Origin of the sequence: Actinoplanes aureus (assembly GCF_015704865.1) — a bacterium.
GTDB lineage: Bacteria > Actinomycetota > Actinomycetes > Mycobacteriales > Micromonosporaceae > Actinoplanes > Actinoplanes aureus.
Genome location: NZ_JADQTO010000016.1, coordinates 47,363 through 61,751 on the forward strand (window position 1 = coordinate 47,363; position 14,389 = coordinate 61,751).

At 70.1% G+C, this 14,389-nt stretch carries 14 protein-coding genes and 1 pseudogene; 7 read left to right on the plus strand and 8 right to left on the minus strand.

Annotated elements, in window-relative coordinates:
• Positions 1 to 17: 17 nt before the first annotated feature.
• The 7 genes from I4J89_RS29735 to I4J89_RS29765 form a co-directional block, all read right to left on the minus strand.
• A complete protein-coding gene (locus tag I4J89_RS29735; RefSeq protein ID WP_196417422.1) occupies positions 18 to 1,094 on the minus strand; it encodes a DUF2786 domain-containing protein in 1,077 nt (358 codons plus the stop codon).
• Between the two features lie 76 nt (positions 1,095 to 1,170).
• Positions 1,171 to 2,796: a family 43 glycosylhydrolase gene (locus I4J89_RS29740; protein WP_196417423.1), complete on the minus strand. Its 1,626-nt coding sequence runs from the start codon at positions 2,794 to 2,796 to the stop codon at positions 1,171 to 1,173.
• Between the two features lie 163 nt (positions 2,797 to 2,959).
• Positions 2,960 to 3,331 carry a hypothetical protein gene (locus tag I4J89_RS29745; protein ID WP_109591698.1) on the minus strand — a complete coding sequence of 124 codons (372 nt, stop codon included), beginning with the start codon at positions 3,329 to 3,331 and terminating at the stop codon, positions 2,960 to 2,962.
• A 121-nt stretch (positions 3,332 to 3,452) separates the two neighbouring features.
• Positions 3,453 to 3,941: a roadblock/LC7 domain-containing protein gene (locus I4J89_RS29750; RefSeq protein WP_196417424.1), complete on the minus strand. Its 489-nt coding sequence runs from the start codon at positions 3,939 to 3,941 to the stop codon at positions 3,453 to 3,455.
• Positions 3,942 to 3,979: 38 nt separating this feature from the next.
• Positions 3,980 to 4,996: a DUF4388 domain-containing protein gene (locus tag I4J89_RS29755; protein ID WP_196417425.1), complete on the minus strand. Its 1,017-nt coding sequence runs from the start codon at positions 4,994 to 4,996 to the stop codon at positions 3,980 to 3,982.
• 14 nt (positions 4,997 to 5,010) lie between these two features.
• Positions 5,011 to 5,391: a roadblock/LC7 domain-containing protein gene (locus I4J89_RS29760; RefSeq protein ID WP_196417426.1), complete on the minus strand. Its 381-nt coding sequence runs from the start codon at positions 5,389 to 5,391 to the stop codon at positions 5,011 to 5,013.
• A 100-nt stretch (positions 5,392 to 5,491) separates the two neighbouring features.
• Positions 5,492 to 6,001 carry a DUF4388 domain-containing protein gene (locus tag I4J89_RS29765; RefSeq protein ID WP_196417427.1) on the minus strand — a complete coding sequence of 170 codons (510 nt, stop codon included), beginning with the start codon at positions 5,999 to 6,001 and terminating at the stop codon, positions 5,492 to 5,494.
• Between the two features lie 120 nt (positions 6,002 to 6,121).
• Here I4J89_RS29765 and I4J89_RS29770 point away from each other — a divergent pair, with 120 nt between their 5' ends.
• Positions 6,122 to 6,472, plus strand: coding sequence for a VOC family protein (locus I4J89_RS29770; protein WP_196417428.1), 351 nt, complete (start codon positions 6,122 to 6,124; stop codon positions 6,470 to 6,472).
• On the opposite strand, the gene I4J89_RS29775 is transcribed toward I4J89_RS29770, so the two are convergent.
• Complete coding sequence (locus I4J89_RS29775; RefSeq protein ID WP_196417429.1) at positions 6,397 to 8,055, minus strand: methyl-accepting chemotaxis protein; 1,659 nt, start codon at positions 8,053 to 8,055, stop codon at positions 6,397 to 6,399. The two genes, I4J89_RS29770 and I4J89_RS29775, sit on opposite strands and share 76 nt — an antisense overlap.
• Positions 8,056 to 8,099: 44 nt before the next feature.
• Here I4J89_RS29775 and I4J89_RS29780 point away from each other — a divergent pair, with 44 nt between their 5' ends.
• The 6 genes and pseudogenes from I4J89_RS29780 to I4J89_RS29800 all read left to right on the plus strand — a co-directional run bounded on the left by I4J89_RS29780 (position 8,100) and on the right by I4J89_RS29800 (position 14,388).
• Positions 8,100 to 9,314 (plus strand): deoxyguanosinetriphosphate triphosphohydrolase, encoded by a 1,215-nt coding sequence (locus I4J89_RS29780; RefSeq protein ID WP_196417430.1) that lies wholly within the window; start codon positions 8,100 to 8,102, stop codon positions 9,312 to 9,314.
• 11 nt (positions 9,315 to 9,325) lie between these two features.
• Positions 9,326 to 9,520, plus strand: a pseudogene (locus I4J89_RS52020) (CHC2 zinc finger domain-containing protein); the annotation flags it as partial.
• A gap of 777 nt (positions 9,521 to 10,297) precedes the next feature.
• Positions 10,298 to 12,169 carry a DNA primase gene (gene dnaG, locus I4J89_RS29785; protein ID WP_373688174.1) on the plus strand — a complete coding sequence of 624 codons (1,872 nt, stop codon included), beginning with the start codon at positions 10,298 to 10,300 and terminating at the stop codon, positions 12,167 to 12,169.
• Positions 12,166 to 12,696 (plus strand): hypothetical protein, encoded by a 531-nt coding sequence (locus I4J89_RS29790; protein WP_196417432.1) that lies wholly within the window; start codon positions 12,166 to 12,168, stop codon positions 12,694 to 12,696. The genes dnaG and I4J89_RS29790 overlap by 4 nt, the downstream gene beginning before the upstream one ends.
• 10 nt (positions 12,697 to 12,706) lie before the next feature.
• Complete coding sequence (locus I4J89_RS29795; RefSeq protein WP_196417433.1) at positions 12,707 to 13,633, plus strand: ABC transporter ATP-binding protein; 927 nt, start codon at positions 12,707 to 12,709, stop codon at positions 13,631 to 13,633.
• A complete protein-coding gene (locus I4J89_RS29800) occupies positions 13,633 to 14,388 on the plus strand; it encodes an ABC transporter permease (protein WP_196417434.1) in 756 nt (251 codons plus the stop codon). The genes I4J89_RS29795 and I4J89_RS29800 overlap by 1 nt, the downstream gene beginning before the upstream one ends.
• Position 14,389: the final 1 nt, after the last annotated feature.

Genomic DNA, 14,389 nt, shown 5'->3' on the forward strand with positions numbered 1-14,389 from the left:
TCAACACGGTTTTAGAGTCAGCTCAGCTGGGCTTCGTCGGCGGCCGCCCGGCCGGACTCCCAGCCCTCCCGGCTGTCCACCCGGCTGCCGCGTGCCCGGACGGTGCGCGGGAAGACCTTGTCCATCGCCGCGTGCACCTGGATCTCCCGCTTGCGCAGCACCGGTAGCAGGTCGCCGTGGCCGGCGAACTCGCGCTCGGCGGTCTGGCGGAGCCGTTCGCCGATCCGGACCGCGTACGCCACCAGGAACGACCGCCGGAACGCCTTCACCCGGGCCTTGCCCTTGGCCGGTTCGTCCCGGGTCATCGCCCGGTTGGCCTGGACCAGCAGCGATGTGTAGAGCAGTTCGACCGCGTCGATGTCGGTGTCGAAGCCGAAGATCGTGCTGAAGCCGAGCTCCGGTGACCAGACGGTCCGGCAGGTGTTGGCGCTGGCCACCGCGTCGAGCAGGCTCGCCTTCTCGCTCTCGTAGGGATGGTCCACCCCGATCCGTCGCGCGAACGGTGTCACGTCCACGGCCGGCGCGGTGACCTCCTGGATCCGGTAGCGGGTGATCAGCTCCTGGGCCTTGGCGCTGTACGTCTCCGCCTCGGCCGGGAAGTCGGTGGCCTCCGCCTTGGCCAGCAGCGCACGCACCCGGTCCAGGATGCGCTTGTCCGAGTGGTGCGGCACGGTGGTGAGCGGGGTACCGGGTGGCGGGATCAGGATCTCGATCGCCGGGAGCCGGCGGAGCTCGGTGAGCAGGTCCAGCGAGGCGTCCAGGACGGCGATCCGGTCCGGTCGTCGGGTCTGCGGGCTGGTGACCATGGTGACCTGGGCCTGCCAGCGCTCGTCCACCGGCGTCTTGCCGTGCAGGAACGCCGAGGCGGCGTCGGCGACCAGCCGGCCCTGGATCGGGTTGCCGCGCCGGGCGACCGCCCGGTGCAGCTCGAGCGGTTGCCAGCCGTTGCCGAAGAGCCGGTCGAACTCCGCGGTGAGCGCGTCGCGCAGGACCGCGTCGACCTCTGCGGCGGGAGCGCCGGTGAGTGCGTCAAGGGCGGTCTCGTAGTCCAGCGCCCCGGTACGCACCCCGTCGATGATCTCCCGGGTCGCCATGTCTGGAGATGGTAGTTGCCGGGGTCCTGGTTCCCGGCCAGGACCCCGGCGCCGTGACCGCCGAGCGGCCGGACAGTCACGGAGTCAGTAGCAGCACCGTCTTTCTGGTGCCGGACCGGGCGATCAGGTCGTAGGCGTCTCCGGCGGCCTCGATCCGCCATTGGGTACGACCGAGCCTTGATCCATATTTATCGGAAATGTCGTACCAGCCGTCGGCGATGTGGGTGAACCGCCAGCTCCGGCCGATCAACCGGGTGTTCGCCGGGTCGGTGATCAGCACGTCACCGGCCGGCTGCACGCGGAACTCCTGACAGGCGCGGACCGCCCAGGTCTGCACCGCGGCGCCGGCGCCGGCGCAGTCCGCCGGTTGCAGCGCCCGGCCGGCGAGCGGGTTGACGATGCGCGACCAGCCCTCGTCGCCGGTGGCGGTCAGCCGGAACCGCTGGCAGTCGTTGGCCAGCCAGCCCCACTGCGCGACCCGGGCGCCGTCGGCGTCGACGCAGGCGGCCACCTCGGCGACCTTGTTGCTCTGCCGGTTGGTCAGGCTCACGTAGCCGCCGCCGCGCGGGTCGAGCCGCCACTGCAGGCACGGGTTCGCCGGGCCGGCCGGCGCGAGGGTGATGTCCGCGCCCTCGTAACCGCAGCTCGCGTTGGCCAGCACGGCTCCGCTGTCGCGGTGCACGAGTTCGACGTAGGCCGGTCCGTGGCCGTAGCCGCGGTTGCCGCTCATCGGGTCGGAGAGCTTCGGCCAGCCGTTCACCCAGGAGATCCGCCGGACCGAGCCTTTGGGTGCTCCGCCGTCGGCCGCGTCGTAGTAGTGGTGGACGAACAGGTCGCCGTACACGTCGCCGTGACCGGGCCCGGTGAAGCCGTTGTAGCCGGCCAGGATCTGCGTGCCGCCGCCTTCGAGCAGCGGCTTGCCGTCCCGGTCCAGATACGGGCCGGTGATGCTCCGGGACCGGCCGACCATGACGCGGTAGTCGCTGTTCACGCCCCGGCAGCAGAAGTCGAAGCTGACGAAGAGGTAGTACCAGCCGCCGCGGTAGGTGATCGACGGTCCCTCGATGGCCCCGCCGCCGCGCGAGGCGATCCGATGCTCGGTCGCGTCCGCGGTGTCGAGCAGGCCGGTGCGGGTGTCGAGGCGGCGCATCCGGAGGCCGTCCCAGAACGAGCCGTACGACAGCCACGCCCGGCCGCCGCGGTCGAAGCTGACGTCCGGATCGATCGCGTTGACGTCGTCCACCCCGGACCTGGTACGCAGCACCATGCCCCGGTCCACCCACCGCGGGTTCTCCAGTGACTCGGTGGTGGCCAGGCCGATCACCGAGTTGTTGGTGCCGAACGACGAGGCGGCGTAGTAGAGGTGGTACTCGCCGTCGAAGTAGTTGATGTCCGGCGCCCAGAAGTCGGCCGGGGTCACCCCCAGCTCCTCGACCACCCACGCCGGCGCGGTGTCGAAGACGGTGCCGACGTACGTCCAGTGCACCAGGTCGGTGGAGCGGCGGATCGGCAGGTACGTCCGGGTGGCGCTGTCCCCGGTGATGATCTCGTAGTACCAGCGCCCCTGTTTGATCAGTGTCGGGTCGTGAGCGATCGGGTCGGCACTCTCCGGCGGCGCCGCCTGGGCCGGTGCGGCCGGCACCAGCGACATCAGCACCGCGCTGAGGGCGGCCGCCCACCAGCGTTTGTCGGGCAGGTTCACTCGGGTCCTCACAGGGTGCGTGCGGTCTTTGCAGCGCTGCAAAGCAGCATGCACGCGCCTCGATCGAACGGCAAGGGGTACGTCGGGATTCAGCCGGCCCGGCGAGGGCGGGGAGGGCGGTGCGGACCCTCCCCGCCGGGGGTGGCGATCACGCCGCCGGGCTCTAGACGTCGAGGTCGTTCTCGATGCGGCGCAGCTGGTGGCGGGACATCGCGAGGTTCGCGCGGTCTCGGCGCAGCGCCACGTAGAGGAAGAGCCCCTTGCCTGACCGGCTCGTGAGCGGCCGGATCATGTGGTATTGGGTATCCAGCGTGATGAGGATGTCCTCGATCTTCTCGGAGAGGTTGAGCATCTCCATGGCCCGCAGCTTCGCCCGGACCACGTCGGTGTTGCCGGCAGCCGCGACGGTCAGGTCGAGTTCCTTGCCGCCGCCGAGGGTGCCCAGGGCCATGCCGCTGGTGTGATCGACGAGAGCGACGCCGATGCAGCCGTCGATCTCCATGATTTCCTTGAGTGCGGTGTCCATGTCGGGCATGGGATTCGTTCCTCCGTTGCGGTGGGATGGCGAGCCGTGTCCTGATCGGACGGCGGCGCCGGATCCGGCGCGGCGGGTGCCACGCCTTCTTGATGCGGCTGTGCCGCGGTTTGTCTGCCGGTCAGCCGGCCGCCTGACGGCGGCGGGTGACGTTCGACAGGGTGGCCATCGGGGTCCGCCGGGCCAGCGGCGTCGATGGACCGGACTGCGTGGGGATCTCCGGCCGCGCCTGCGGCGCGGCTTCCAGGGCCAGGATGCGTACCAGGCGGCGTACGCAGCGGCGCGCTTCGAGATGGACCATGGCGAGGTTGGCGTCACCCGAGGTCACCACGGTGAGCAGGGCGTTCGGGCCGGCGGCGTACGACGTGATGTAGCCGCCGTCGCACTCCACCACCGACTCCCGCAGCTCGCCGTGATCGACCGCGTGCGCGAACCGCCTGGCCAGCGCGAGATGCGCCGCCGCGAGCGCGGCCAGGGTGTCCGGCTCCATGCCGTGCGAATCGTGCGCGACGACGAGCCCGTCGGCGGTGGCGAGGACGCTGCCGGAAAGTTCGGGCACCTTGCTGCGCAGGCGTCCGAGCTCCTCCAGTACCGCCGGATCGACCCTCATCCTCTCCTCGCTCCTTCGGCTGGTCGGGGGTGCGCGCGTCACCGCAGTGCCCTCAACGCGGTGCGTATGCGCTTCAGCAAGACTTCGTCGGTGCCCTGGTGCACCGGCGGGTTATCGGTCGCCATCTCCTTGGGCAGCTTGGCGCCCGGTTTGCGGCGGGCCAGCCGGGGCGGCCGGTACACCCCCGCGTTGTTGTCGCCGGCGGCGGCCGGTGGCTCACTGTTCGGCGGCGGGTTCCGGGCCGTCGCCGGTTCCGCTCCGTTGATGACCGGTACGGGCAGCGCGGGCGGAATCTCCACGACCGGCCGGCCCAGCGGGACCGACACGCCCCTCGGCTGGGGGAGCCGGACGAAGCCGGGGCCGTCGGTCACGCGTACCTCGGGCACCTCGATCAGACCCTGCGCCGCGAGGCGCCGTAGCTCCTGGATGGTCGCGAACCCGGCGCGGCCCAGCAGCAGCGCCAGATCGGCTGGAGTGCGCTGGCCGTCGGCGTGCACCAGCAGTTCCCACTGGAACGCGGTCAGGACGACCCGCTCCCGTGGTGCCCGGGTCACCGGGATCACCGCCGCGCTGTCGATCCGCGGGTTCGGCAGGATCTCGTCGAGCAACCGGACCCGGCGGTGCACCTCCCGGTCCACCGCGGCCGCGTCGATGTGCACTACCGGTCCCAGCCAGTGCATCGCGCCGGGCATGAACTTGACCGGGGCGGACGGGGAACAGAGCACGAAGTACGCCGCGTCGTAGGTGGCGGTGAGTATGCAGAGCTCCATCTCGCCCTGCGTGAGATGGCCCTGCTCGACCAGGAGCCGCCCGACCCGGGCCGTGGAGCTGCCCAGGTCCAGCGCGTTCTGCCAGGTACGCCCGGCCAGCCGCCCGGAGGAGGTCAGCATGGCCCCGACGCCGGGCGCCGCCGGTGACTCGGCGTAGATGATCCGGCCCTCGAAGACGTAGACCGCGCCGCCGGGGTGGCCACCCACCACCAGCGCTCCGGTCTGCCGCTCACCGGCCACCTGCGTCAGCAGGCTTCCGAGCGATGCGGCCTTCGTGGGTGTCACCTGATTGCTCCTGTTCAGGTCGCTACCAGTTCGTCGGCGAGGCGTTGCATCTGGCGGCGGGCCACGGCGAGGTTGCCGCGCACCCGGTCCAGCCACACGTAGAGCACCAGCCGGCTGTCGAACTCGGTCTGGACGATCCGTAGGAGGTGGTAGCCCCCGGCGGTGGTGATGATCAGATCTTCGAGCAGGTCGTGCGGTATGGCCGAGACGAACAGCGAGCGGCTGTTCGCGGCCTGGACCACCTCGGCCGTACCGGCTGCCGCGGCCTCGTGATCCGAGTTGGGGGCGGCTCCGGTCGTGGCTACCGGGAAACCCGTGGTGTAGTCGACGATGCTGGCCCCGACAGCGCCGGGGATCGTCATCGCCTCCTGTAGACAGTGGTCGACGCCGGGCACTTCACTCCTTCGTTGCCCCGGTGACGTCCGGGTGCTCCCGCGCCGCCACCGTGGGCCATCCTCCGGTGACACTGCGGCGACAAGTCGCACGTTTTGTGCGTCATGGTCCGGTCCTCGCGAGTGGACGGCGGCGTGACCGGCGTGGACCGGGGACGGTCCGCAGCCGTACGGCCGTGACGTGCCCGATCGAGCCCAGCTCCACCGCGGCGACCTCACCCAGCCAGTGCCGTTCACCCGGCACGAACCGGGCCGGTGCGTGCGCCTGTTGCAGCAACTCGTGGGTGGCGTCGGCGATCACCGCCGCCACCCGCAGGCTCAGTTCGTTCTGTCCCAGACGGCCGTCCCGCAGCAGCACCCGGCCGACCTGGTGGGCGCCCCGGCCCTCGGCGTACGCGGCTCGCCACGTCTGCGGGGCGAGCCGGCCGGACGACACCAGCCGCTCACCGAGGCCGGGACGGGCCGGCGTCTCGGCGTAGGTGATGCGCCCGGCGATCAGATAGAGCACCCCACCCGGGGTGCCGCCGACATGCAGGGCGCCGGTACGGCCAGACTCGCCCAATTCGGTGAGCAGGCGCCGCATCGACGCGGTCGCCGGTGAACCTGGAATCACGGAACGTCATCCTGAGCTTCATCGAGACTCGTCGTCGCACGGCGGGTGCGCTGTTCGGTTCCGGGTCACCCGCCCGGGTCGCGTAACGTGACCGCCATAAATGTCGATCTGGGAGGTTTCATGCCCGTCCGGTGGGAGCAGATTGTGGTGGACGCGCAGGACCCGCCACGGCTGGCGCGGTGGTGGGCCGAGGCGCTCGGCTACGTGATCGTGAACGAGGCGCCGGACGAGGTGGAGATCCGCCGTACCCCGGACGAGCTGCCCGGTCTGTTGTTCACGCCGGTGCCGGACGTCAAGGTGGTCAAGAACCGGCTGCACATCGACCTGCGCCCGGACGACCAGGAGTCCGAGGTCGAGCGGCTGGTAGACATGGGCGCCCGCCCGGTCGACGTCGGTCAGGGCGACGTCAGCTGGGTGACACTCGCCGACCCCGAAGGTAACGAGTTCTGCGTGCTCGGTTCCAAGTCCTGATAGCGGAACTGACCGATGAGTGAGCGGATGTCGTCCGCGGCGCCGCTCACCAGCTCGGCCGAGTGCCGGGTGGTGTTCGCGCCCTCCGCGGTGAACGCGCTCGACTCGGTGATGTGCGAGACGGTGCCACTGATCTGGGTGGCCGCCGCCGAGACCGCACCCACGTTGCGGGCCATCAGATCGGTGGTGGCTGCCTGCTCCGCGACCGCGACGGCGATCGCACGCTGACCGTCGTCGATCCGATTGATGATCGAACCGATCGCCTGGATCGCCTCGGCGGTGCCCGTCGTCATCTCCTGGATCGCCATGATCTTCGCGGTGATCTCGCCGGTCGCCTGCGCGGTCTCCTGCGCCAGATCCTTCACCTCGGTGGCGACCACCGCGAAACCCGCGCCGGCGTGACCGGCCCGGGCCGCCTCGATGCTGGCGTTCAACGCCAGCAGATTCGTCTGCTCCGCGATTTTCGTGATCATCCGGACGATGTCGCCGACCTCCTGGCTCGCCTCGCTCAACCGGGCCACCGCCGCGGCGGTCTGGTTCGCGCTCTGCGTGGCCTCGTTCGTCGTGGACGCGGCCGACGACGCCTGCTTCGCGATCTCCCGGATCGAGGCGGAGAGCTGCTCGGTCGCGGTCATCATGTCGCTCACCGAGCCGGAGACGTGACCGGCCGAACTGTCGGCGCTACGGGCCTGGGACGAGGTCCGCTCCGCGGAGCTGTCCAGCTCCCCGGCGAGCGTTTGCAACTCGGCGCTCGCCTCACTCAGCGTGTCGACCCGGGCGGCGGTCGCCGCGACCGTGCTCTGCAACGCGGTCATGGCCTCGTTCAGCGCCTCCGCCATCTCGCCGAACTCGTCCCGGTTGACCACCGGAGCCCGTACCGTCAGATCCCGGTTCGCCAGCGTGCGCAGCGTCTCCCGCATGCCGCGCAGTGGCCGGCGGATCGCCCGGATGGTCAGCAGGCATACGACCACCGTCAACAGGTTCGCCACGCCGGCCGCCCATTGGATGAACGTCGTGCTGGACTCCGAGGTCTCCCGGCCCCGCTCACTGGCCGCGGTCACCTCCGCGAACACCCGGTCGTCCAGCGCGCCGAGGCTCTCCTCCAGCGCTCCGTAGGTCTCCAGGAACCCGGCCAGCGACCGCCGGGCCGCCGCCGGGTCGGTTGCCGCGGCGGCCACCGTCTCGGCGGCCGAACCGGCGTACTCGACCACCTGCGGCCGGGCTTGCGCGTAGTCCGCCCGCAGCGCCACCGGCGCGAGCGCGGCCGCCGCGTCGAACTTCTCGATCATCGTCCGGCCGTGCTCGGACACCTCCTCGACGCCGTACTCCGTACGCTGCGCCGCGGTCGTGGCAACCATCGCGGACATGACGTCGGCCTTCAACGCGTCGTGCATCATGTCCGCGTTCCACTGGTTGCTCATCGCCGCGCTGATCGAGGCGATTTCCGTGTTCGCCCCGCTCTGATCGTCCGCGTTACGGACCGCGAACCCGGTGACCAGGGCCACCGAGAAGAGGCCGGCCGCCCCCAGGATGAGCAGCCGTCCGACGATGCTGACGCCGGGACGGCGGGAAACGGACTCCACGCTTGACCCATCGGCAACCTGGACATCCGGCTTAGGGTGAGATCATGACGGCCGCCGACGCCCAGCGGTGGGCATCCGAACCCACCAAGGACAGTGGGTACGGGCGCACGCCGTACCAGCGGGATCGAGCCCGGGTGCTGCACTCGGCCGGGTTCCGCCGGCTGGCGGCCAAGACCCAGGTGCACACCGCCGGGTCGGACGACTTTCTGCGTACCCGGCTCACCCACTCCCTCGAGGTCGCGCAGATCTCCCGCGAGATGGGCGCCCGGCTCGGCTGCGACCCGGACGTGGTGGACGTGGCCGGACTCGCCCACGACCTCGGTCATCCGCCGTTCGGGCACAACGGCGAGGCCGCCCTGGACGCCGTCGCCGGAGCGTGCGGCGGCTTCGAGGGCAACGCCCAGACCCTGCGGGTGGTCACCCGGCTGGAGGCCAAGGTCCCCGGCGCCGGCCTCAACCTGACCCGGGCCACCCTCGACGCCTGCTCCAAGTACCCGTGGTTCCGCAAGCCCGGCAGCCGCAAGTTCGGTGTCTACGCCGACGACCGGCCGGTCTTCGAGTGGCTGCGCAAGCCCCGCACCGACGAGCGGCGGTGCCTGGAGGCGCAGGTCATGGACTGGGCCGACGACGTCGCCTACTCCGTGCACGACGTCGAGGACGGGATACACGGCAACTACCTGAAGCTGCGGCCGCTGCTGCACGACCCGGACGAGCGTGCCGCCCTCTGCGCCGACGTGGCCGCCACCTACTCCGGCGAGAGCCCCGACGACCTGGGCGCCGCACTGGATCAGCTGCTGGCCGGCCCGGTGGTGGCAGCCGTGGCCGACTACGACGGCGGCTATCCGGCCCAGGTCGCACTCAAACGGATGACCAGCGTGCTGACCGGCCGGTTCGTCTCGTCCGCGGTCGGTGCCACGCACAGCCGGTTCGGCACCGACCCGATGCGCCGCTACGACGCCGACCTCGTGGTTCCCCGTACGGTGCGGGACCAGTGCGCCCTGCTCAAAGGCATGGCGTTCCGCTACGTGATGCGACCCCGGGCCGCCGAGGGCTGGTACGAGGAGCAGCGCACCATCCTGGCCGAGCTGGTGGAGGCGCTCACGCGTACCCCGGAAAGGTTGGATCCGCTCTTTCGGCCGCAGCATGCGGCCGCCGCCGATGATGCCGCCGCCCTCCGTGTGGTGATCGACCAGGTGGCGTCGCTCACCGATCCCGCCGCGGTGGCCTGGCACCGGACCCTGGTGGCGGCCCGCCGATAGCGCGAGGCAGGATGTATGCCGTGGCGGGCAGGGTCAAGGACGAGGACATCGCACTGGTCCGTGACCGGAGCTCGATCGTCGACGTGATCAGCGAGACGGTTACGCTGCGGTCGGCCGGTGGCGGCAACCTGAAGGGGCTGTGCCCTTTCCACGACGAGAAGACTCCGTCGTTCAACGTGTCACCCGCCCGAAATGTGTACTTCTGTCTGGCGGGCGAGACGAGGGTCATCACCGACCAGGGAATTCGTGAGATTCGAGAGCTCGCCGGTGGGCGGCACCGGATCATCACGACGCACGGCCGTTTCGTGGAGGCACCGTTTCACTCTTTCGGTGAACAGGCGCTCGTCCATCTGAAGTTGACTCGCAACGGCCAGAAGAAGACGATCCGGGCTACCGGTAACCATCGCTGGTTCGTCCGTGGTCGTACGGGTGACAAACGCATCGAGCGCACGACGGCGGAACTGCGTCCCGGCGATCGCCTGGCTCACGTGTTTCCTCGTGCGCTCGCGACCCGTGACGGTGGTCATCGTCTGACCCCATCACCGTTCGGCATCGCGCGAGGCATCGTCTTCGGCGATGGAACTCTTCTCAACCGCGGCAGTATCGCCGTCCTTTACGGGAACAAGGATCAGGAACTGCTGAAGTGGTTCCCGCTGAACGACAGTTACGTGGCCGACGACCGGGTCACAGTCACCGATCTGCCTGCGTACTTCAAAACCGAGCTGCCTCCGCTGACCGAGTCGCTCTCTTACCTGTACGGCTGGCTTGCCGGGTATTTCGCGGCTGACGGTGACGTCGCCGCCGATGGCTGCATCTCGCTGAACTCAGCGCATCGTGAGCATCTCGACTACGTCCGGGACATCTGCACGCGCATCGGAGTCGGTACCTACGGGATCCGTGAGTACGTCCGGACTGGCTTCCCCACCGCGCAGCGGCCGAATGGGGAGGTCGGGTACACCACGCCGATCTACCGGCTGACCCTCATGGGCGCGGACCTCCTCGAGGATTTCTTTCTGATCTCGGCGCACCGCGACCGTTTCCGGGCAGCGCGCAAGAAGTACGAGCGCCGCGGATGGGTCGTCGAAGCGATCGAGGACCACGGCGAAGTCGAGGAAGTCTTCTGCCCGGTGGTCGACGGCACGCATGCTTTCGTCCTCGAGGACAACATCCTCACCGGTAACTGTCACGGCTGTGGGCAGGGTGGCGACGCCATCAAGTTCCTGATGGACGCGGAGCATCTCTCGTTCATCGAGTCGGTGGAGCGGCTCGCCGGCAAGGCCGGCATCCAGCTGCGCTACGACACCGACTCGGGCGGGCCGCCGCAGCCGCGCCCGCAGGCCGGGCAGAAGCAGCGGCTGCTGGCGGCGCACACCGCGGCGGTCGAGTTCTACCGGGACCAGCTGGGTTCGCCGGGCGCGCGCAAGGCGCGCGAGTTCCTGGCCGAGCGTGGCTTCGGCCGCGACGCCGCGGAGAAGTACGGCTGCGGCTTCGCGCCGGACAGCTGGGACGCGCTCGCCAAGCACCTGCGGATGAAGGGCTTCAACGCCGAGGAGCTGACCGCGGCCGGGCTCTGCAAGCCGGCCCGCTCGGGTTCGCTGATCGACCGGTTCCGGCGGCGGCTGCTGTGGCCGATCCGGGACGTGAGCGGTGACGTGATCGGGTTCGGCGCGCGCAAGCTGTTCGAGGACGACGACGGCCCGAAGTATCTGAACACGCCCGAGACGCCGATCTACAAGAAGTCGCACGTGCTATACGGCCTCGACCACGCGAAGCGGGAGATCGCCAAGCGCGGCCGGGCGGTGATCGTCGAGGGTTACACCGACGTGATGGCCTGCCACGAGGCCGGCGAGCCGACCGCGGTGGCGACCTGCGGCACGGCGTTCGGCATCGACCACATCCAGGTGCTGCGCCGGCTGCTGATGGACAGCGACAGCTTCACCGGCGAGATCATCTACACCTTCGACGGGGACGCGGCCGGGCAGAAGGCGGCGTTGCGGGCGTTCGAGGAGGATCAGCGGTTCGTCGGGCGTACCTTCATCGCGGTCTCTCCCGACAACATGGACCCGTGCGAGCTGCGGCTGGCCAAGGGCGATCTCGCGGTCCGCGACATGATCGCCGGCCGGGAGCCCCTGGTGGACTTCGCGCTGCGGCAGACTCTCGCCAAATTCGATCTCGACACGGTGGAAGGCCGGGTCGAGGCCATGCGGCGCGCCGCGCCGCTGGTGGCCAAGATCAAAGACCGGGAAAAGCGTCCGGAGTACGCGCGAAAGCTCGCCGGTGATCTCGGCATGGATCTCGATCCGGTGCAGCGGGCGGTGAACAACGCGGTGCGCGGTGAGTCGGCTCCCGCGCCGCGCCGCGGTACCCAGTCGTCGGCCGTCGACTCGCCGCAGCGGCTGGTCGAGCGGGAGGCGCTGAAGCTGGCGCTGCAGGAGCCGGTGCTGGCCGGGCCGATGTTCGACGCGCTCGGCCCGGAGAACTACGGCGACTCGGTCCTGCAGGCGGTCCGTGAGGCGGTGACCCAGGCCGGCGGGGCGTCCTCGGCCACCGGCGGCGCGGTCTGGATCGAGAAGGTTCGCGACGCGTGCGCCGACCTGGGCGGTCAGGTGCTGGTCAGCGAACTGGCGGTCGAGCCGCTCTACGTCGACGGGTCGGTCGACCCGCGATATGTGCAGGTCACCCTGGCCCGGTTGCAGGGCGGCGCGCTGGCCACCCGGGTCCGGGATCTCAAGTCCAAGGTGCAGCGGCTCAACCCGGTGACGCACAAGGATCAGTACCTCGCCCTGGCCGGGGAGCTCTTCTCGCTGGAACAGCAGGCTCGGGCCCTGCGTGAACAGGCGGCAGGTGGATTGTGAAACTCTTCCGACGGCGTCCCTCGTTGCCGGCGAACTCGCGCCCTCCGCTGGATCCGGACGAGCGGGTGCTGGCCTGGTGCTCGGTGGCCGAGTCGCCCGACGACGTCGTGGTGGCCACCAACCGGGGGCTCTGGCTGCCGTCCGGGGTGGAGCGGCTCGGCTGGCACGAGATCCACAAGGCCGCCTGGTCCGGGCGCGAGCTGCGGATCACGCCGGCCGAGGTGTCCGAGGAGCGCGACGGGTACACCGTGCTGGTGGACGGTCCGGCGGTGTCGTTCCTGCTCCTCGAGCCGGGGGAGCTGCCGGACCAGGTGCGGACCCGGGTGACGCGGTCGGTCGCGTACACCACGCATCACGTTCTGTCGGAGGGCGCGGTCCGGGTGGTCGGCCGCCGGGTGAGCGGGCGGGACGGGCTGAGCTGGGCGGTCCGCTACGACACGGGTACGCCGGCCGAGCACCCCGAGGTGGTCGGGGCGACCGACGAACTGGTCGGCGCCGCGCGGGATTCTGTCGTACCCCCTCCGTAGGGTCGCAGGGGTGAACTCCCCGCTTATCCAGGCTCGTGGCCTGATCAAACGGTTCGGCGACTTCACCGCGGTCGACGGCATCGACGTCGACGTGCGTGCCGGGGAGGCATTCGGCTTCCTCGGGCCCAACGGCGCCGGCAAGAGCTCCACCATGCGCATGATCGGCTGTGTGTCCCCACCGAGCGAGGGCGAGCTGCGGATCCTGGGGATGGATCCGCGGCGCGACGGGCCGCGGATCCGGGCCCGGCTCGGCGTCTGCCCGCAGCTGGACAACCTGGACACCGAGCTCACCGTCCGGGAGAACTTGACGACCTACGCCCGGTTCTTCGGCATCCCGCGCAAGGTGGCTCGCGCCCGGGCCGCCGAGCTGCTCGAGTTCGTGCAGCTCTCCGAGCGTGCCGACAGCAAGGTGGATCCGCTCTCCGGCGGGATGAAACGGCGTCTGACGATCGCCCGGGCGCTCGTCAACGAGCCGGACCTGGTGTTGCTCGACGAGCCCACCACCGGGCTCGACCCGCAGGCCCGGCACCTGGTCTGGGAGCGGCTCTTCCGGCTCAAGCAGCAGGGCGTGACGCTGGTGCTCACCACCCACTACATGGATGAGGCCGAGCAGCTCTGCGACCGCCTGGTGGTGATGGACGGCGGTCGGATCGTGGCGGAGGGCTCGCCACGGGAGCTGATCGAGCGATATTCGACACGCGAGGTGGTCGAGTTGCGCTTCACCACCGATGAGCAGGGGACCTACGCGGAGAAGCTGGCCGGCATGGCCGACCGGATCGAGGTGCTGCCCGACCGCGTGCTGATGTATGTGGCGGATGGCGACGACGCGCTGGCCGAGGTCCACCGGCGCTCGCTCAGCCCGTCCAGCGCACTGGTCCGGCGCAGCAGCCTGGAGGACGTGTTCCTGCACCTCACCGGCCGGACGCTGGTGGACTGATGACCGCCTCGGCGTATGTTCTGGAGTACCACCTGGTCAACTACCGCCGGACGTGGCGGGCGAGCGCGCTCTCCACGCTGGTGCTGCCGCTGCTCACCATGCTCGGCTTCGGCATCGGCGTGGGCGGTTACGTCACCGCCGGTGTCGACGGCGTCGACTATCTGGACTGGCTGGTGCCGGGCCTGATCGCGTCGGCCGCCGTGCAGACCGCGATCGGTGAGTCCACCTGGCCGGTGCTGAGCTACTTCGAGTGGTTGAAGGTCTATTTCGCGCAGGCCGCCGCGCCGCTGCGGGTCGCCGACATCGTCACCGGGCACCTGGCCTTCATGCTGTTCCGGGTGCTGCTCAGCGCCGGCGCGTTTCTGCTGGTGGCGGCGTTCTTCGGGACGTTGCACTCGTTGTGGGCGGTGGCCGTGCTGCCGATCTCGGCGCTGACCGGGCTGGCCGTGGCGGCGCCGGTGATGGCGTACAGCGCCAGTGTCACCAGCGACAGCTATCTGGCGATCCTGATGCGGTTCGCGGTGCTGCCCATGTCGCTCTTCTCCGGGGTGTTCTTCCCCATCGAGTCGCTGGGGCTGTTGCGCTGGGTGGCATACGTGTTGCCGCTCTGGCACGGGGTGGACCTGTCGCGGGCCGCCACGCTGGGCGTCTCACCGGGGTGGGACGGGTTGTGGCAGCTCCTCTACCTGCTGGGCTGGGGAGCGGCCGGGTGGTCTCTGGCGGTTCGGCGATTCGGTAAGCGGCTGGTGGTGTGAC